Below are 18,921 nucleotides of genomic sequence, written 5' to 3' on the forward strand. Positions count from 1 at the left end.
CCGAGATCCCCTCTCGGCGGCCGTGAGGCACGCGAGTAGCCTGACGATGCGGCGACGCCGCGCGCGTCGAGGGCCGGGACGACGGAGTCCCGGAACCACCATCGGCTCGTGGACGTCGCCTCAAACAGGTACTCGGGACAAAGCGGGTACCCGCACGACACAGCCGGGCACGCCCGGGGACGGCAACGGTCACGCAACGGCGCGCGACAGGAGCGGCAGCATCATGCAGAGCAAGCTGGACGAGGCGAAGGCGGAGCTTCTCGCCCGAGCGGCGGAAGCGGCACGAGCGGCATCGTCACAGCACGGAGGCGGCGGGCCCGAGGGCCCGAACCGGGTGGACCTGAATGTCCTCCTGTCCCGCTACTACCGGCACACCGCACCCGACGACCTGATCGATCGCGATCCGGTCGACGTGTACGGGGCGGCGATCTCGCACTGTCGGCTCGCGGCGGAACGCCCCCAGGGCACCGCGCGGGTCCGGGCCTACACGCCCACGGTCGAGGAGAACGGGTGGGCCTCAGGGCACACGGTGGTCGAGGTCGTCACCGACGACATGCCCTTCCTGGTGGACTCGGTCACCAATGAACTCTCCCGCCAGGAACGCAGTATCCACGTCGTGATCCATCCGCAGCTCATCGTCCGGCGCAACGTCGCCGGCGAGCTGCTGGAGATCGTCGACACCACGGACGCACACGGTGTGCCCGCGGACGCGGTCATCGAGTCCTGGATGCACATCGAGATCGACCGTGAGAGCGACCGCGAGGACCTGCGCTCGATCGAGACCGGTCTACAGCGGATCGTCCGCGACGTCCGCGAGGTCGTCGAGGACTGGACCAAGATGCGCGACACGTCGCTGCGGCTGGCCGACGAACTCGCCAACGACCCGCCGGCCACGCTGCCCGAGGAGGACATCGGCGAGGCGTGGGAGCTGCTGCGCTGGCTCTCCGAGGACCACTTCACCTTCCTGGGCTACCGCGAGTACGACCTGGTGGAGGAGCGCGGCGAGGACGCGCTGCGCGCCGTCCCCGGCACCGGCCTGGGCATCCTGCGCTCCGACCAGGACCTGTCGGCGTCGTTCAGCCGGCTCTCCACGCAGGCCCGCGCGAAGGCCCGGGAGAAACAGCTCCTGATCCTCACCAAGGCCAACTCGCGGGCGACCGTGCACCGCTCGGCCTACCTCGACTACATCGGCGTCAAGAAGTTCGACGCGGCCGGCAACGTGATCGGCGAACGCCGCTTCCTGGGCCTGTTCAGCTCCGCCGCGTACACCGACAGCGTCCAGCGGATCCCCGTCGTGCGCCGCAAGGTGCACGCCGTCCTGGACAAGGCCGGCTTCCCGCCGGTCAGCCACGACGGCCGGGACCTGCTGCAGATCCTGGAGACCTACCCGCGCGACGACCTGTTCCAGATCGCGGTCGACGAGCTGCACGACATCGTCATCAGCGTGCTCTACCTCCAGGAGCGGCGCCGACTGCGGCTGTTCCTGCGCAAGGACGAGTACGGCCGCTTCTACTCGGCACTGGTCTACCTGCCGCGCGACCGGTACACCACCGAGGTCCGGCTCAAGATGCAGGAGATCCTGCTCGGCGAGCTGGCCGGCTCGGTCGTCGACTACACCGCGCGCAACACCGAGTCGGTGCTCGCGCGCCTGCACTTCACCGTGCGGGTGCCCACCGGCGCCGAGCTCGGCGACCCGGACATCGACTACATCGAGAAGCTGCTCGCAGAGGCCACCCGCTCGTGGATCGACGACTTCGGCGAGGCCCTCGTCGCCGAATGCGGCGAGGAGAGCGCGGCCGAACTGTCCCGCCGTTACGCGCACGCGTTCAGCGAGGGCTACAAGTCCGACTTCGCGCCGCGCACGGCGGTCGCCGACCTCAAGCGGGTCGAGGAGCTCAGCCCCGAGTCGGACTTCAAGCTGCACCTGTACGAGCCGATAGGAGCCCTGCCGGGCGAGCGCCGCTTCAAGATCTACCGCACCGGCGGGTACGTCTCGCTGTCCGAGGTGCTGCCGATCCTGCAGCGGATGGGTCTGGAGGTCGTCGACGAGCGGCCGTACGAGCTGCGCCGGGCCGACGGCAGCGTGGCGTGGGTGTACGACTTCGGGCTGCGCTACGACGCGTCGGCGATGTACGGCCAGCCCGAGGACGTCAAGGAGCTGTTCCAGGACGCGTTCTCGGCGACCTGGACCGGGCGCACGGAGAACGACGGGTTCAACGCGCTGGTCTTCCGGGCCGGCCTGACCTGGCGTCAGGCGATGGTGCTGCGCGCGTACGCGAAGTACCTGCGCCAGGCCGGGTCCACGTTCGGGCAGGAGTACCTCGAGGGCGTCCTCGTCTCCAACCCGCACACCACGCGCCTGCTCGTGAACCTGTTCGAGGCGCGCTTCTCGCCGGGCCACCAGCAGGCCGGCACCGAACTCGTCGACGGGATCGTCGAGGCCATCGAGGGCGCGCTGGACCAGGTCGCCAGCCTGGACGAGGACCGCATCCTGCGGTCGTTCCTGGCGATGGTGAAGGCGACCCTGCGGACCAACTTCTTCCAGCACCGCGAGGACGGTCAGGCACACGACTACCTCTCGCTCAAGTTCGACCCGCAGGAGATCCCGGACCTGCCCGCGCCGCGGCCGCGGTTCGAGATCTTCGTGTACTCGCCCCGGGTCGAGGGCGTGCACCTGCGCTTCGGCGCGGTCGCGCGCGGCGGACTGCGCTGGTCCGACCGGCGTGAGGACTTCCGGACCGAGATCCTGGGCCTGGTCAAGGCGCAGATGGTCAAGAACACCGTGATCGTGCCGGTCGGCGCGAAGGGCGGGTTCGTCTGCAAGCAGCTCCCGGACCCCGCGGACCGCGAGGCGTGGCTGGCCGAGGGCATCGCGTGCTACCGCACGTTCATCGGCGCGCTCCTGGACATCACCGACAACCTCGTCGACGGGCGGGTCGTGCCGCCGGTGGACGTCGTGCGCCACGACTCGGACGACACCTACCTGGTGGTCGCGGCCGACAAGGGCACCGCGACGTTCTCCGACATCGCCAACGAGGTCGCACAGTCGTACGGGTTCTGGCTCGGCGACGCGTTCGCGTCGGGCGGGTCGGCGGGCTACGACCACAAGGGCATGGGGATCACCGCGCGCGGTGCGTGGGAGTCGGTCAAGCGGCACTTCCGCGAACTGGGCCACGACACGCAGACCGAGGACTTCTCGGTCGTCGGCATCGGCGACATGTCGGGCGACGTCTTCGGCAACGGCATGCTGCTGTCCGAACACATCCGCCTGATCGCCGCGTTCGATCACCGGCACATCTTCCTCGACCCGAACCCGGACGCCGCGACGTCCTTCGCCGAGCGGCGCCGGCTGTTCGACCTGCCGCGCAGCTCGTGGGCCGACTACAACCAGGACCTGATCGCGGCCGGCGGCGGCGTGTACCCGCGCACCGCCAAGTCGGTGCCGATCAGCCCGCAGGTGCGCGAAGCGCTCGGGCTGCGCGAGGGGCTCAACCGGCTCACCCCGGCCGAGCTGATGAAGGCGATCCTGCAGGCCCCCGCGGACCTGTTCTGGAACGGCGGCATCGGCACCTACATCAAGTCGAGCGCCGAATCCCACGCCGACGTCGGCGACAAGTCGAACGACGCGATCCGGGTCAACGGCGCCGACCTGCGGGTCAAGGTCGTCGGCGAGGGCGGCAACCTCGGCTGCACGCAGCTGGGCCGGGTCGAGTTCGCGCTCGCGGGCGGACACATCAACACCGACGCGATCGACAACTCGGCGGGCGTGGACACCTCGGACCACGAGGTGAACATCAAGATCCTGCTCAACCAGGTCACCGCCGCCGGCGACATGACCGTCAAGCAGCGCAACAAGCTGCTCGCGGCCATGACGGACGAGGTCGGGCACTTGGTCCTGGAGAACAACTACGGCCAGAACGGCGCGCTCTCCAACGGGGTCAGCCAGGCCGCGAGCCTGCTGCACGTGCACGTGCGGTACATGCGCAGGCTCGTGCGCGACGGGTACCTCAACCGCGAGATCGAGTTCCTGCCGACGGACCGTCAGCTGAGGGAACGTCAGCAGAACGGCCAGGCACTGACCCAGCCCGAGCTGGCGGTGCTGCTCGCGTACACCAAGATCGTGATGGCCCAGGACCTGATCGCGTCCGACCTGCCGGACGATCCGTTCCTGGCCCGGGAGTTGCACCGCTACTTCCCGAGCGCGCTGCGGAAGAAGTTCGTCGAGCAGATGGACCGCCACCCGCTGCGCCGCGACATCATCACCACCGTCGTGGTCAACGACGTGGTGAACCTGGCGGGGCTCTCGTTCATGTTCCGCATGCGCGAGGAGACCGGTGCCTCGGCGGAGGAGGTCGCGCGGGCGCACATCACCGCGCGCGAGATCTTCGCCGCGGACGCGACGATGGACGCGATCGCGGCGCTGGACAACAAGGTCTCGGCCGCGGTGCAGACCAAGCTGCGGCTGCACAGCCGGCGCCTGATCGAGCGGGCCACCCGCTGGTTCCTGGGCAGTCGGCGCGAGATCGACATCGCGGCGCAGGTCGAGTTCTTCCGCGACGGCGTCGCCGAGGTGATCGCACACCTGCCCAAGGTGCTGCGCGGCTCGGACCTGGCCTGGATGGACGGGCTGTACGAGGAGTTCACCGCGGCGGGGGTGCCGGCCGAGTTGGCGACCGCCGTGGCCGGGATGTCCTCGGCGTACGCGGCGCTCGACATCGTCGAGGTCGCGCACGACTCCGAGCGCGGTGTGATCGACGTCGCGCAGGTGTACTTCGACATCGCCGACCGGCTGCCGATCGCGCACCTGCTCGACCGAATCATCGAACTGCCGCGCAGCGACCGGTGGAAGTCGATGGCGCGGGCCTCGCTGCGCGAGGACCTGTACGCGGCGCAGGCCGGACTCACCGCCGACGTGCTCGCGTCGGGCGGGCCGGAGGACACCCCGGAGCTGCGGTTCAAGGCGTGGGAGGACAAGAACGCGCCCGTGCTCGTGCGCGCGCGTTCCACGCTGGAGGAGTTGCAGGAGGCGGAGAACTACGACCTCGCGACGCTGTCGGTCGCGATGCGGGTGATTCGCACGCTGCTGCGGACCGGCGGCAAGAGCTGACCCGTATGGATGTGCCGATGGCCCGGAACCTCGTCGGTTCCGGGCCATCGGCCTGTCGCGGGTGCCGCCCTCGTCGCGGTGTGCGCGGCTCCTACGGTTCGAGCATCAGCAGTTCGTGGTGGCTGCGTTCGCGCACCGCCCACCAGCACGGCAGGTAGATCACGGCCGGCAAACCGGCGACCAGGATCGTCCAGGTCGGGCAGTTCATCAGTGCGGTCACCAGCGCGACGAACACGTGGATCAGGCCCACCGCGGCCGCCCGGGCCAACGCGCCCGTGCCGCGCCGCATGGAGTCGCGCACCGCGGCGACTCCCATACCGCAGACGACGGCGATCCCCGCGCACAACACCGACGCGATCAGCAACAGGTCGCCGAGCCCTTCCAGGCTCTTGGCGTCGTCGCGCACGGCGAACGACATGACCGCCAGCGCCACGGCCGTCGCACCCGTCAGGACCGTCTCGATGGTCAGGGCGACCAACAGCGTCCGCAACAAACCGATTCGACGATTTCCCCTCATGTTTTCCCCCGAAATGACGTGATCCCCCCGTTTGGTGCACCCCCCGAGCCGGTTTCAACGCGGCGGGGAGCACCCTACGCCTTCGGACGATGCCACACGGAATCACGTTCCCGATGGCGGGCCCGTAACGATGCCGGTACGAAACGACAGGCCGCGGGGCCCGACCGGACGTGCCGGTCGGGCCCCGCGGCCTCGGTTCGCGGTTACTTGACGGCGCCCGCCATGACGCCTTGGACGAAGTAGCGCTGGAAGCTGAAGAAGACGACGACCGGCACGATCAGGGAAAGGAACGCGCCGGGGGCCAGGACGTCGATGTTGGCGCCGAAGGCCCGGGACTGGGATTGCAGGGCGACGGTGAGCGGCGCCGAGTCGGTGTCGGCGTAGATCAGCGCGATGAGCATGTCGTTCCACACCCACAGGAACTGGAAGATGCCCAGCGACGCGATCGCCGGCAGGCCCAGCGGCAGGATGACCTTGAAGAAGATGGTCAGGTCGGTGCCGCCGTCCATCCTGGCGGCCTCCAGGAGGTCGCGGGGGATGCCCGCGAAGTAGTTCCGGAGCAGGAACACCGCGAACGGTAGACCGAAGGCGACGTGGAACAGGATCACGCCCAGGATCGTGCCGAACAGGCCGGTGTCGCCGTAGAGCTTCGAGATCGGGATCAGCGCGACCTGGACCGGCACCACGAGCAGCCCGATCACGATCAGGAACAGCCAGTCCCGGCCGGGGAATTCCAGCCACGCGAACGCGTAGGCGGCGAGCGCGCCGATCAGGATCACCAGGAGTGTGCTGGGCACGGTGATCCAGATCGTGTTGAAGAACGCCCGGGTCATGTCCTTGTTGTCGAGCAGCCGGCTGTAGTTGTCGAAGGTCAGCTCGCTCGGCGTGCCGAGGGCCTTCCACCAGCCGGACTTGCTCATGTCCTGCGGATCGCGCAGCGAGGACACGAGCAGGCCGAACGTCGGCATCAGCCAGAACAGCGCGACCACCACGAGCAGGATCGCGACCAGGCCGCCGCCGGTGCGACCGACGATCCGGCTCGCCAGGCCGCGCTTGATCGCCGTTCCGTCGGGTGCCGGAGGTTTCCGAGGCTTCGTCGGGTCGGGTGCCACGGTCGCGCTCACCGGTTCTCCCTTCGGAAGCGACGGATGTTGAACAGCATCGCGGGCAGCACGAGCAGGAACAGCAGGATGCCGATGGCGCTGCCCAGTCCCTGGTTGTTGCCGCCGCCGAAGGACGCCATGTAGAGCTGCAGGGCCAGGACGTTGGCCTCCTTCTGCGACGACCCGAGCGAGATGATGTACACGAGGTCGAAGATCTTGAGCACGTTGATCGTCAACGTGACCATCACGACCACGAGCACGGGGGAGAGCAGCGGCACGGTGACCCGGCGGAAGACCTGCCACTCGGTCGCGCCGTCCACCCGGGCGGCCTCCAGCGCGTCGCGCGGGATCGCCGCGAGGCCGGCCGCGATCAGCACCATCGCGAAGCCCGCCCACATCCAGATGTAGGCGCCGATGATGGCGCCGGTGATCAGGTTCGGGCCGAGCCAGTCGTAGCCGCCGAAGGACTTCGCGAAGTTGGCCTCGGTGAGCCGGAGTTGGACCGGCCCGTCCTTGACCGCCGAGGCGGGCAGGGTGAACGAGCCGTCCTTGCCGCTGGTGGTGCTCGCGACGGTCCTGCCGTTCCGGACCGCCTCGACCTTGACGCCCGGCAAACCCTTCTCGCCGGGGTCCACCACCCCGGCCTTGCCGGCGTTGCCCTTGGCGAAGTCGACCCACACCACGCCGCCGAGCCCGCCGGCGGAGGGGACACCGGGCTTGGCGTCCCGCGCGTCGCCGGGGATCCTGTCCTGCGGCAGCGCGACCAAGGGGAGCAGCGCGGTGCCGCCGGGCGCGGTGCCGGCCTTGGTGATGAAGCCGCCGCCCTGCTTGGTGAGCAGGGTGTCGTTGCGCGGCCGGGCGCCCGGATACGGCGCGCCCTCGCTGAACATGTCGTGCACGCTCGTGATCACCGCGTTGGCGACGCCCTGGTCGGGGTCGCGGTCGTACACGAGCCGGAAGATGATGCCCGCGGCCAACATGGACACGGCCATCGGCATGAAGACGATGAGCTTGAACGCGGTCGCGAATCGGACTCGTTCGGTGAGCACCGCGAAGATCAGGCCGAGCGTGGTCACCACGACCGGCACGACCAGGACCCAGATCAGGTTGTTCTTGAGCGCGGTGAAGGTGTCGTCGTCGGTGAACAGTTCCTTGTAGTTGTCGATGCCCACGAAGTCCGACCAGCCGTCCGCGCCGAACACGCTGCGGATCAGCGTCCAGACGATCGGATAGGCGACCAGGACGGCGAGCATGATCAGGGCCGGCAACAGGAACAGCCAGCCCAACAGGGCGCCCGAACCGAGCCCGCGCGACTCGCGCGCGGGCTGCGGTTTCATCTTCTCGGGCACCGCGACCTGTGCGGGTGCCTTGTCACTCATGACGGTGCGTCACCCGCCCGTGTAGGCCTTGGCGGCGTCCGACTCGAGCTTGCCTTGCGCGCCCGCGACGTCGGACGGATTGCGGAGGAAGTCCTGCAGATCACGCCACATACCCTCGCCCTTGGTCCCGCCGAACGCGGCGGGGGACTGGTCGGACAGGTCGAAGCGGAAGTCCTCGCCGGCGGCGATCAGGTTCTTGGCGATGCCGCGCGTGGCCTCGTCCTTGTAGGCCGCGAAGTCGAGGCTCTTGTTGGGCGAGAGGTAACCGCCCTGTTCCGCCCACACCTTGGCGGCCTCGGGCGAGGCCAGGTACTTGAGCAGGGCCATCGCGCCGGGGGAGTCCTTCATCGCGACCGCGACGTCGCCGCCGGTGACGACCGGGGCCTTGCCGGAGCCGACCGCGGGGAATCCGAAGAACTTGGCGTCCGTGCCGATCTTGGCCTTGGTGTCCTTGAGGATGTTGGTGCCGATGAAGTCGGCGCCCGCGATCATGCCGGCCTTGGGCGGGGCGCCGAAGACCTGCGGAACGGACTTGGGGAACTCGGTCTGGAGCGCGCCGCCGGTCCCGTCGGGGAACCAGTCGCTCTTGCCGAAGACCTGCGCGAGGGTCTCCAGCGCGGCCTTGACCGAGGGGTCGGTCCACGGGATCGCGTGCTTGGCCAGCTGGTCGTACTTGTCGGGGCCGGCCTGGCTGAGGTAGATGTTCTCGAACCAGTCGGTGAGCACCCAGCCGTCGGCGCCGCCGACCGCGAAGGGCGCCGTGCCGGAGTCGGAGATCAGGCCCGCGTTCTTGAGCAGGTCTTCCCAGGACTTGGACTCGGCGGCGCCGGCGGTCTCGTAGACCTTGGTGTTGTACCAGACGAGCGACTTGTTGGCGCCCTTGTAGTAGACGCCGTAGAGCTTGTCCTGGTACGAGCCGAGCTTTTGCCACTGCGCGGCGTAGTTCGCCTGCACGCTTTGCTGCACGTCCGGCGCGAGCGGCTTGACCCAGCCCTTCTGCGCGAACTGCTGGAGTACGCCCGGCTGGGCCAGGAACGCGACGTCCGGCGGCGCGTTGCCCTCGACCCGCTGGCCGAGGAACGTGGACGCGCTGTCGCCGGTCGGGATGAACTCGGTCTTGGCGCCCGTGCGTTTCTCGAAGTCGGCCAACACCTTCTTGAACGCGGCCTGTTCGTCACCCGTCCACACGGCCGCGACGCTCACCGTGGTGCCGTCCAGGCGCGGGACCGCGGCGCCCGACTGTCCGGGCGTCGAATCCCCCTTCTTGTCCTTGCCGTCGTCATCGCCGCCGCAGGCCGTGAGACCCATGGCGAGCATCGAGGCGACCGCCAAGGCGCCCACGAACCGCTTCATACATCCTCCGTTATGGAAAGACCCGACTCCGGGTCGAAGAAGTGCAGCCGGTCGGTTGCCACCCGCATCACCACGGTGGAACCCTCACGCACCCGGGTACGCGGCCCGAAGCGGGCCACGAGCTCGGAGTGCGCGGCCCCCGCGTCCGGCACGTGATCCTCCGCGCCGACGTCGCGCGCGAGCTCCTGGACGTCCTCGGTGACCGCCGGTGGCGCGTCCACGCTCACGTGCACGAGCACCTCGGAGCCCATCGCCTCGACGAGGTCGGCCTCGGCGCGCAGGACCGCGCCCTCGGCGGGCTCGGCGTCCTCCAGGGCGGTGTCGTAGAGGTCCTCGGGCCGGATGCCCACGATCAGCGGTCGACCGTCGTAGCCGGCCAAGGCCGGGCGCGCGGCGAGCACGTCGGCGTGCACGATCAGCCGTTGGCTGCCGACGCTCACGCTCGTGGTCCCCGCGTCGTCGCGGGCCAGGGTCCCGGTGATCAGGTTCATCGCCGGGGATCCGATGAAGCCCGCGACGAACAGGTTCACCGGGTGGTCGTACAGCTCCTGCGGCGGCGCGACCTGCTGCAGGACCCCCTTCTTCATCACCGCGACCCGGTCGCCGAGGGTCATCGCCTCGGTCTGATCGTGCGTCACATACAGCGTGGTGACCCCGAGTTCGCGGGTCAGCCGAGCGATCTGGGCACGCATCTGCACGCGTAGCTTGGCGTCGAGATTGGACAGTGGTTCGTCCATCAGGAACGCCTGCGGCTCGCGTACGATCGCGCGGCCCATCGCGACTCGCTGCCGCTGGCCGCCGGAGAGTTGCCGGGGCTTGCGGCCCAGATGCTCCTCCAGGCCGAGCGTGCGCGCGGCCTTGGTCACCCGTTCTCGGATCTCGGCCTTCGGCAACTTCCGCAATCGAAGCCCGAATCCGATGTTGTCCCGCACGTTCAGGTGCGGGTAGAGGGCGTAGCTCTGGAAGACCATCGCCACGTCCCGATCACGTGAGGGCACCCGATTGACGACCCGGTCGCCGATGCTCACCGTGCCCTCGCTGATGTCCTCCAGACCCGCGACCATCCGCAACGCGGTGGTCTTCCCGCATCCGGATGGACCGACCAGAACCAGGAACTCCCCGTCCGCCACAGTCAGATCGAGCGCCTTCACCGCTCGCGTCCCGTCTGTGTAAACCTTTCCAACCTGGTCGAGTACCACTTCCGCCACGAATTTCCCCCGAGGGTGGACAGATGTCGCTTGCTGATGTCCTGTGTTACGCCTGGTGTGGCGTAGGCCACAAGACCTTCCCCGTGCAACGAGCTTCATTCGTGACTTTTGATCAACGGCCGGTAATGAGCGGCGGTCCGATGTCGCGCTCCGTATGCTGGGCGGGTCGCGACTGGCGTACGCGTGGGATCGACCACGGGGGAGCGGCGGTTCCGCCGACGAGGTGTCGTCCGCCTGGGCACCCGGATCACATCCACTGTGAACCGAGCCGGAGAACGCATGGACATTCACGGGCAAGTGACGAACTGCCACCTCGAACTGGGCCGCACCGACCCGGAGATCGCGTCCTTGGTGCGCGCCGAGGAGCTTTTGCAGCAGGACACGCTGCGGCTGATCCCGAGTGAGAACTACGTCTCCGCCGCCGTGTTGGAGGCGACCGGGACGGTGCTCACCAACAAGTACTCGGAGGGTTATCCCGGCCGTCGGTACTACGAGGGCCAGCAGAACATCGATCCGATCGAGATCATCGCCCGCGAGCGGGCGCAGGCGCTGTTCGGCGTGGACCACGCCAACGTGCAGCCGTACTCCGGCTCACCCGCGAACCTCGCGGTCTACCTCGCGTTCGCGCGGCCGGGCGACACCGTGCTCGGCATGTCCCTGCCGATGGGCGGGCACCTCACGCACGGGTGGGGGGTGTCCGCGACCGGGACCTGGTTCCGCGGCGTCCGCTACGGCGTGCGGGCCGACACCGGCCGGACCGACCTCGACGAGGTGCGCGAACTCGCGCTGCGAGAACGGCCGAAAATGATCTTCTGCGGCGGCACCGCGGTGCCGCGCACGGTCGACTTCGCGGGGTTCGGCGCGATCGCCCGCGAGGTCGGCGCGATCCTGGTCGCGGACGTCTCGCACATCGCCGGGTTGATCGCGGGCGGGGTGCACCCGTCGCCGGTCGAGCACGTGGACGTGGTGTCCACGACGACCCACAAGACCCTGCGCGGGCCGCGCGGGGCGATGCTGATGTGCGCTCGCGAGCACGCGAAGGCGATCGACAAGGCGGTCTTCCCCGGCCTCCAGGGCGGCCCGCACAACCACACGACGGCGGCGATCGCGGTCGCGCTGCGCGAGGCGGCCGGCGAGGACTTCCGGGTGTACGCGCGCCAGGTGGTGGCGAACGCGAAGCGGCTGGGGGAGGAGCTGGCGGCGCGGGACTTCGACCTGGTGTCCGGCGGCACCGACAACCACCTGCTGCTCGTGGACCTGACCCGGCGGGGCGTGCCGGGGAAGATCGCGGCCAAGGCGCTGGACCGGGCCGGGATCGTGGTCAACCACAACACGGTGCCGTTCGAGACCCGATCGCCGTTCGACCCGTCCGGGATCCGGATCGGCACGCCGGCGCTCACGTCCCGCGGGCTGACGCAGGAGCACATGGTGTGCGTGGCGCGGTGGATCGACCGGGTGGTCACGGCGGCGGCGACCGGCGCCGAGGACCGGGTGGCGGCGGTGCGGCAGGAGGTACGCGAGTTGATGAGCGGCTTCCCGGCGCCCGGGTTGCCCGTGTAGGCCCTGTCCGGGGGATCTCGGCGGCCGGTCAGTGGGCTTTTCGGGTCGCGGGTTCCAGGGGGGTCGGGTGCCATAGCGGGGACTGGGGCTTGGTGCCCAGTTGTTCCGCCGCGCGGCGGACCGCGCCGGTGAGCAGGGCCAGGTCGGTGGGCCCCTTGCCGCCGCCGACCGGGGTGGGGCGGCGGGCCAGGCGGTTGCCCATTTCCTGCCACTCCTGGCGGACCACGGTCGGGCGCAGGGTCGCGGTGCGCGGCATTCGGCCGGTCACCCGGCCTCCCTGGAAGGGCACGACCGCGCCGTCGTGGCCGCGCACGAAGCCGCGGCCGGGGTAGTCCTCGTCCACGCCCGCGGCGTCCTCGACGTCGATCAGGACGCGGGATGCCTGCGGGTCGTCCACGCGCAGCGCGATCCGCAGCTCGGCGCCGGCCGCGGCCTCGATCTCCGGCGTGCGCGCGGGCTGGCCCGTGGTCACCAGCAGGTGTACGCCGTGCGCGCCGCCGCGATGGGCCACGTCGGCGAGGCTCTTGACGAAGCCGGGGTACGCCTCGGCCAACAGGTCTATGTCGTCCACCGCCACCACGAGCCGGGGCAGCGGCCGGTCCGGGCTCGCCCGGTACGCCTCGAAGGCGGTGCCGCGCAGGAGTGCCTCGCGGCGGTCCAGCTCCTCCCGGACCGCCGTGATCGCCTCGCCCGTGGTGGGGATGTCGGCGTCGGTCAGATAGCCCACGACGTGCGGCAGCTCGGACAGCCCCTCGGGGCCGCGGACCAGCGCGATCGCGAGCTCGTCCGGCCGGTTGGCGACCGCGAGCGAGCACAGGATGGACGCGAGCAGCTCGGAGCGGCCCGAGCCGGCCGCGCCGCCGATCACCACGTGCGGTCCCTCGGCGGACAGGTCCGCGGTGACCGGGCCGCGCGCGTCGGAGCCGAGCACGGCTTGCGGCGAGCGGCCCGCCTCGCGCCAGCCCGCGAGCAGTTTGGCGGGGGTGAGCAGGTCGAGGTTGAGCAGGTCGAGCAGCCGGACCGACTCCGGCAGCGGCGAGGTGACCCGCCGGGTGGCCTCGCGCAGCGGAGCCAGGGCCCGCGCGAAGCGGTCCGCCCACGCCGGGGAGACCGCGTCGGCCACCACGTCCTCCACCCGCCGGGTGCCGGGACCCATCAGGTCGACCCGGGTGCCCACCTCGCCGGTGACGTGCGCGACCGCCGAGCACTGCGGCGGCAGTTCCCCGGCCCGCTCCTCCAGGCACAGCGCGTGCACGCCGGCCGCGGGCCCTTCGACCAGCAGCCGGACGATCTCGGGCCGTGCGGCGAGCGCGCCCGCGCCGTCGAGGACGACGACGGTACGCCGGGCCGGGACCCGCTCGGCGGTGTCGATGCGATCGAGCAACTCGCCCGCCCGGGCCTTTACCTGATCGGGCGTCAGACCGACCAGGAGCCGGCAGTCCTGGCCCTCCGCGGGGCGCAGGTGCGGCAGCCAGCGGGCCCACGCCCAGTCGGCGGCGGTCGCGGGGTCGGCGCACAGCACGACCAGTTCGACGTCCTGCGGGCCGTGCAGCCCGGCGAGCTGGGCCACGACCGAGCGGGCCAGGCCGAGCAGGCGGGCGCGATTTCCGGCCACGCCGAGCACGGTGTCCTTGAGCGAGACGGTGACCGGGACCGAGAACGCGGTCAGCCGGCGCTCCTCGCCGTCGCCGCCCGCGGCGGGCTCCACCAGCGTCACCCGCGAGGGCAGGTCGCCGACCCCGATCCGCACGCTGAGCGCCTCCGGATGCCCGGCCGCGCGCTCCCACAGCCGGCCCGCCGGACCCGGCTCGCCGGTGGCGAGCGCGTCCAGGAGCAGGGTCGCGGGGTCGGGGGACTGGTCGCGGCGCCAGCGGACCTCGTCGAGCAGGGCGGCGCGGGCCTTGGTCTCGATCGCCTCCCGCTCGGTCTCCGCGGCCTTGCGGCGCAGGGCGAACGGGCGGCGGCGGGTCGGCGTCTCCTCGGGCAGGTCGAATCGCCCGCGCGAGGGCACCGGCAGCTGCGCGCGGGCGATCCGGCGCACCTCGATGTGCCCCGTGCCGTCGGCGCGGGCGCGGGTGCCGGCGGTGTCCTCGGGCGACCCGTACGGTTGGGGCAGGAAGGTCTGGAGGGTGGACTCGCCCACGCGCAGCAGCGAGCCGGCCGGCAGGTCGACCGGTTCGCGGCCGATCGGCATCCCGTCCACGGTGGTGCCGTTGGTGGATCCGAGGTCGGCGACCCGGATCCGGCCCGGCTCTATCCACAACTCGGCGTGCAGGCGCGACAGATCGGGATCGCCCAGCCGCACCTCGGCCTCGGGCGCGCGGCCGATCCGGACCCCGCCCTGGTGCAGCAGGTGCACGCCGCCCGCGTCGGGGCCGCCCACGACCCGCAGTTGCGGGGACCCGGCGGACGGCGAGGGGGAGCCGAGCGCGTCGACGGTGACCAGGGCGCCGTCCACGAGCGGCGGCCGGCCCACGGGCGTGTCGTCGCGCAGCCGTATGTCGCCGACCCAGAAGCGTTGGCCGTCGGTTCCGGAGGCGGTCCGCAGCGCGCCCGCGATCCCCGCGAAGGTGGTCCCCGACGGCGCGGTGACGAGCACGTCGGCGCTCGGCCCGGTCCGCTGCGGTCCGTGCACGGTGAGCCGGATCTGCATGCGCGCCTCCCTCCTCCGAGCAGAAAACAAGAGGCATCCTCGCACCCGCGACCGTCATGTCGCCTACAGCCGGACAGACGATGGATCTTGTCCGAATTTCGACCACAAAAGACCGGGTCGCCGGCGAATCGCCCGAACACGTTCCCGAGCGGTTCGTCGAATACCGTGCGACACGGAGCGCTGAACCGTACCTGGGGTCGATGCGTCCGTAGATGAGTACCACCTAGGGTGGAAGGCAACCCGGCACCACCGCCCAGGTGGCGGACAGGACAGTGGGGAGCGTCGTGGACCGGCCGGTCGGCAGCAAATATCTGCTCCAGGAAACCCTGGGGCGCGGGGCCAGCGGCACCGTGTGGCGCGCGAGCGTGCGCGATTCCGGTGAGATCGTCGCGGTCAAGGTGCTGCGCGAGGAGTTGGGCACCGACCCGGATGTGGTCACCCGCTTCCTGCGCGAGCGCTCGCTCCTGCTCAACCTGCGGCACCCCAACCTGGTGCACGTGCGCGACCTCGTCGTCGAGGGCGAGACGCTCGCGCTGGTCATGGACCTCATCGACGGCCCCGACCTGCGTACGTATCTCCGTGAGAACGGCCCGTTGCCGCCGGCCGCCGCCGCCTTGACGATGGCTCAGATCTGCGACGCGCTGAGCGTGACGCACGCCGACGGCGTCATACATCGGGACCTGAAACCCGCCAACATCATGCTCGCCCGCAACGGCGACTCGCTCTACCCGATGCTGACCGACTTCGGCATCGCCCGGCTCGCCGACTCGCCCGCGCTCACCCGCACCCACGAACTCGTCGGCACGCCCAGCTACGTCGCCCCCGAGACCGCCGAGGGCCGCCCGCTCACCCCGGCCGTGGACGTCTACGCGGCGGGCGTGGTGCTGTTCGAACTCGTCGCCGGGCACCCGCCGTTCCGGGACACGAACCCGATCGCGCTGCTGCACCACCACCTGACCGAGTTGCCCACCCGCCCCGCCGGGATGCCCGACGCCTACTGGCTGATCACCGAGCGGTGCCTGGCCAAGCAGCCCGAGGCGCGTCCCGACGCGGCCGGTCTCGGGCGCGCGCTGCGGCTCGCCGCCGACATCGTCTCCGGCGTGCGGCCCGACGACGGCTCGCTCGCGCGCCTGCTCGTCGCGAGCTCGTTCGGCGCGAACCCCGGCGCGGCGGACGCGACCCGCACGCTCTCGCAGACGTCGAGCGGATACCCCGCACCGCCGCCGACCGCGCCGCCGAACTCGCCCGACGCGACCCGGGTGATGAGCGCACAGCCGCCCGGCTACCCGCAATCCCCGCAGCACTATCCGCCGCAGCCCGTGTACGCCGAGCCGGCGCCCTACAACCGACCGTCCGGCCCGCCGCCGGTCGCCGCACCGCCCGCCGCGGCGCCGGCGCCCGACCCGGGACCGCCGCCCCCGCCTCCGCCGCCGCAGCGCTACCGGCGCGACGAGCCGGCCGAGCGCGAGCCGCGCCGTCGGGAGCGCCCCGTCCGCGAGCCGCGCGAACGCGAGCCCCGCGAGGACGCGCCGCGTCGGCGCCGCGGCTTCCGGCTCACCAGCATCCCCGGTGTGGGGTGCACGGTCGGCTGCCTGCTGCGGCTGGCGATCATGGCCGCGATCCTGTTCGCGATCTACTGGTTCAGCCCGTTGCGCGACTGGGTGCACACCGCTTTCGACTGGTTCGATACCGTTCGAGGCTGGTACGACAGCGTCAAGGACTTCGTGACCGGCGGCGACGACGGCGGCGGTGGAAAGTAGCAACTGACGCGCAGTCATCCCCCGGTCGGCCCGTGTCGAGGACGACTTCGTACACGCCGTCCTACCCGACGGTCCCCGCATCCGGGGGCCGGCCGCGTAGGGTGCGGTCGGGGAAGTCCGCTGTGAGCACCACGCTCGCTGGGTCCACGGAGCTGCTTTGGCACGCAAGATCGGTAGCCGATACGTCGCCCTGAAGGTGCTCGGGCGCGGTGCCAGCGGGACCGTCTGGCAAGGCGAGGGTCCCGAGGGACCCGTCGCCATCAAGCTGTTGCGCGAGGACCTCGCCTCCGACCAGGTGCTCGTGGCCCGCTTCGTGCAGGAGCGCACCGCGCTGACCAGCCTGGACCACCCCAACATCGTGGGCGTGCACGACCTCGTGGTCGACGGCACCGACCTCGCCCTGGTGATGGACCTCGTGCTCGGCCCCGACCTGCGCGCGCGGCTCGAGCGCGAACGCGTGCTCACCCCGCGCCTGGCCGCCGCGATCGTCGCCGACGTCGCCGACGGGCTCTCCGCCGCGCACGCCGAGGGCGTCATCCACCGCGACGTGAAGCCCGAGAACATCCTGATCGACAACTCGGCCGGGGTCTCCCGGGCCCGCCTCACCGACTTCGGCATCGCGCGCCTGGTCGACGCGCCGCGTCGCACCCGCGCCACCCGGATCATCGGTACCCCCGACTACCTCGCGCCCGAGATCATCGAGGGCCTCCAGCCGACCGCCGCGGTGGACGTGTACGCGCTCGCCACCGTCCTGTACGAACTCCTCACCGGCTGGACGCCGTTCGGCGGAGGACACCCCGGCGCGGTGCTGCGCCGGCACGTCACCGAGCCGGTGCCCGGCATCCCCGGGCTGCCCGACCCGCTCGCCGCCGTGCTCGCGTCCTGCCTGTCCAAGGCGCCCGCCGCGCGACTCACCGCCCGGGAGCTGGGCGAGCGGCTGCGCTCGGCGCTGCCCGCGCTGATCGGGCTGCCCGCGTTCGACGTCCCCGACCCCAACGGCACCGCCGGGCGGCAGGACACCCCGTGCCGCGTCCGGCCGGCGTCGTCCCGCTGGTGTCCGGCACGGCGGAGGCCGCCGAGGGCAGCCGGGACACGCACACCAACCTGACCCGTCCGGTGTTCGACGGCGCCGTCCCGGTGCAGTCGCACCGGCGCGGCAAGCCCTCCGCGGCGCGGCCGGCGCGCGGCGCAGGCTCGTGCTCGTGGTGGCCGGCGTGGTCGCGATCGCGGCCGTCGGCGCGGGCGGGGTGTGGTTGACCAGGGGCGACGACCCGACCCGACCCGCCGGCCAGAGCAGCAACGCGCCGTCGGGCCCGGCCCGGCCCGACCCCGCCCGCACCGCCGGCGGCAGCACCGCGCCCGGCACCGCCGGCGGCTACGCGTGGGCCGCGTTCGCGCCGCTGCCCGCCGCCCCCGTGCTGCTCCAGGGCGGCCCCGCCGCGACCCGCTCCGAGGGGGACCGCACCTACGTCGTGCAGCGCGACGGCGAGGGCAACCTCTGGTACATCACCGGCGACGACGCCCGCTACGGCGAGTGGCGCAAGCTGCCCGCGTTCCGCACCGTCGACGACCCCGCCGCGGTCGCCGGCGCGCGCGGTCGGGTGGACGTGTTCGCGGTCGGCGCGACCGACCGGCTGCTGTACCGCTCGACGTTCGCCGACGGCCGGTTCGGCGATTGGGTGCGGGTGGACGGCAAGACCAAGATCAACGGTGCCCCCGCCGCGGTGGCCGGCGGCGACCGGATCGACGTGGTCGCGCGCACGGTCGGCGACGGGCTCGCCGCCGGCTCGTTCACCGGGACCACCTGGAGCGGCTTCACCACCGTGCCCAGCGCCGGCCGGATCGAGGCGGCGCCCGCGTTGACCAGCGCCGCGGCCGGCTCGCTCGACGCGTTCGTGGTGCGCGCGGGCGACCACGCGGTGCTGCACATCCCCTACCTCGACGGCACCTGGCGCGAGCCCGAGCGGGTCGGCCTGGCCGCGTCCGGTCGCCCGGCGGCCGCCTACAGCGAGCGCCGGGGGCTGCTGGTGCTGGCCCGCGACGCCAACGGCCGACTGCTCGGCGCGGTCCCCGGCGAGGGCGGCTGGCGCCCGGTCGACCCGAACACCGCGACCCCGGACGCCCCCGCCGCGGTGAACACGGGACCCGACCGCGTGGAGGTGTACGTCCGCGCCGACAACGGACGGCTCCAGGCCGCCGTGTCGAGCCCGGACGCGACCTGAGGCCCTTCCCCGACCCCGACGGGATCGCCGCCCGCCGGGGCCGAAGGACACGCCGAGTC

Annotated in this window: 11 protein-coding genes and 1 riboswitch; of the genes, 5 read left to right on the forward strand and 6 right to left on the reverse strand. The window is 71.4% G+C overall.

The genetic code is table 11. The features are described from left to right. The first annotated feature begins 223 nt into the window (after window positions 1–223). Window positions 224–5,107, forward strand: a complete 4,884-nt coding sequence (locus OG928_RS21490) for an NAD-glutamate dehydrogenase (RefSeq protein WP_406286209.1) — start codon at window positions 224–226, stop codon at window positions 5,105–5,107. Between the two features lie 91 nt (window positions 5,108–5,198). Here the strand turns inward: OG928_RS21490 and OG928_RS21495 are convergent, their stop codons facing one another. From OG928_RS21495 to OG928_RS21515, 5 genes are all read right to left on the reverse strand, one after another. Then, complete coding sequence (locus tag OG928_RS21495) at window positions 5,199–5,597, reverse strand: hypothetical protein (RefSeq protein ID WP_406286211.1); 399 nt, start codon at window positions 5,595–5,597, stop codon at window positions 5,199–5,201. Window positions 5,598–5,827: 230 nt separating this feature from the next. Beyond that, on the reverse strand, window positions 5,828–6,748 hold the full coding sequence (locus tag OG928_RS21500; protein WP_406286213.1) for a carbohydrate ABC transporter permease: 921 nt from the start codon (window positions 6,746–6,748) through the stop codon (window positions 5,828–5,830). Continuing rightward, a complete protein-coding gene (locus tag OG928_RS21505) occupies window positions 6,745–8,106 on the reverse strand; it encodes an ABC transporter permease subunit (RefSeq protein WP_406286215.1) in 1,362 nt (453 codons plus the stop codon). Before OG928_RS21505 ends, OG928_RS21500 begins: the two co-directional genes overlap by 4 nt. A 9-nt stretch (window positions 8,107–8,115) precedes the next feature. After that, on the reverse strand, window positions 8,116–9,459 hold the full coding sequence (locus OG928_RS21510; protein WP_406286218.1) for an ABC transporter substrate-binding protein: 1,344 nt from the start codon (window positions 9,457–9,459) through the stop codon (window positions 8,116–8,118). Next, entirely contained in the window at window positions 9,456–10,667 is a 1,212-nt protein-coding gene (locus OG928_RS21515) for an ABC transporter ATP-binding protein (RefSeq protein ID WP_406286219.1), read from the reverse strand. Before OG928_RS21515 ends, OG928_RS21510 begins: the two co-directional genes overlap by 4 nt. Window positions 10,668–10,825: 158 nt before the next feature. Further along, a riboswitch (ZMP/ZTP riboswitch) is annotated at window positions 10,826–10,914 on the forward strand. A gap of 32 nt (window positions 10,915–10,946) precedes the next feature. On the opposite strand from OG928_RS21515, the gene glyA reads away from it, so the two are divergent. Next, complete coding sequence (gene glyA, locus OG928_RS21520; protein ID WP_406286222.1) at window positions 10,947–12,227, forward strand: serine hydroxymethyltransferase; 1,281 nt, start codon at window positions 10,947–10,949, stop codon at window positions 12,225–12,227. A 28-nt stretch (window positions 12,228–12,255) separates the two neighbouring features. Here glyA and OG928_RS21525 read toward each other — a convergent pair whose 3' ends face one another. Next, window positions 12,256–14,880 carry an FHA domain-containing protein gene (locus tag OG928_RS21525; RefSeq protein WP_406286224.1) on the reverse strand — a complete coding sequence of 875 codons (2,625 nt, stop codon included), beginning with the start codon at window positions 14,878–14,880 and terminating at the stop codon, window positions 12,256–12,258. Window positions 14,881–15,137: 257 nt separating this feature from the next. On the opposite strand from OG928_RS21525, the gene OG928_RS21530 reads away from it, so the two are divergent. The 3 genes from OG928_RS21530 (at window position 15,138) to OG928_RS21540 (ending at window position 18,862) form a co-directional block, all read left to right on the forward strand. Then, window positions 15,138–16,640, forward strand: coding sequence for a serine/threonine-protein kinase (locus OG928_RS21530; RefSeq protein ID WP_406286227.1), 1,503 nt, complete (start codon window positions 15,138–15,140; stop codon window positions 16,638–16,640). 157 nt (window positions 16,641–16,797) lie between these two features. Next, the gene (locus tag OG928_RS21535; RefSeq protein ID WP_406286229.1) at window positions 16,798–17,748 is read left to right on the forward strand and encodes a serine/threonine-protein kinase; all 951 of its coding nucleotides are present in this window, start codon (window positions 16,798–16,800) and stop codon (window positions 17,746–17,748) included. Between the two features lie 94 nt (window positions 17,749–17,842). Next, window positions 17,843–18,862, forward strand: coding sequence for a hypothetical protein (locus OG928_RS21540; protein ID WP_406286231.1), 1,020 nt, complete (start codon window positions 17,843–17,845; stop codon window positions 18,860–18,862). The last annotated feature ends 59 nt before the right edge of the window (window positions 18,863–18,921 follow it).

This window comes from Embleya sp. NBC_00896 (genome assembly GCF_045207785.1).
Lineage (GTDB): Bacteria > Actinomycetota > Actinomycetes > Streptomycetales > Streptomycetaceae > Embleya.

Coding starts and splice junctions, on each gene's coding strand:
- OG928_RS21490 (WP_406286209.1), top strand. CDS start 224: ATGCAGAGCAAGCTGGACGAGGCGAAGGCGGAGCTTCTCGCCCGAGCG.
- OG928_RS21505 (WP_406286215.1), bottom strand. CDS start 8,106: ATGAGTGACAAGGCACCCGCACAGGTCGCGGTGCCCGAGAAGATGAAA.
- OG928_RS21510 (WP_406286218.1), bottom strand. CDS start 9,459: ATGAAGCGGTTCGTGGGCGCCTTGGCGGTCGCCTCGATGCTCGCCATG.
- glyA (WP_406286222.1), top strand. CDS start 10,947: ATGGACATTCACGGGCAAGTGACGAACTGCCACCTCGAACTGGGCCGC.
- OG928_RS21525 (WP_406286224.1), bottom strand. CDS start 14,880: ATGCAGATCCGGCTCACCGTGCACGGACCGCAGCGGACCGGGCCGAGC.